1 protein-coding gene is annotated in these 264 nt (G+C 66.3%); it reads left to right on the top strand.

Features of this window, described 5'->3' with window-relative positions:
• On the top strand, nucleotides 1-264 hold a 264-nt coding region (locus R0J87_RS21385; protein WP_498888810.1), incomplete at both ends, for a condensation domain-containing protein.

The following is a 264-nucleotide window of genomic DNA, read 5'->3' as shown; positions in this document are numbered from 1 at the left end:
CTCGATCCGGACAGCCCCGCGTACAACATTTCTGCTGCACTTTCGCTGACCGGTCCGCTCGATGCGGATGCCGCGAGAACGGCGCTCGACGATGTGGTACGCCGTCACGAGATGCTGCGCACGCGCTTTGCGGATGTCGACGGCGTGGCGCGTCAACTGGTCAGGCCCGTGACTGACACGACCGATGCGTGGCGCTGGGAGTGCGTGAACGCGCTGGAACTCACCACCGGCGACTTCCACGCGCAGTTGCGCCGACGCACTCGC

It is taken from the genome of Halomonas sp. SIMBA_159, from assembly GCF_046536035.1.
In the GTDB taxonomy this organism is placed as follows: Bacteria; Pseudomonadota; Gammaproteobacteria; order Pseudomonadales; family Halomonadaceae; genus Vreelandella; species Vreelandella venusta_A.
Note: the sequence above shows the minus strand (reverse complement) of the source record. Positions and strands in the feature narration are given on the sequence as shown.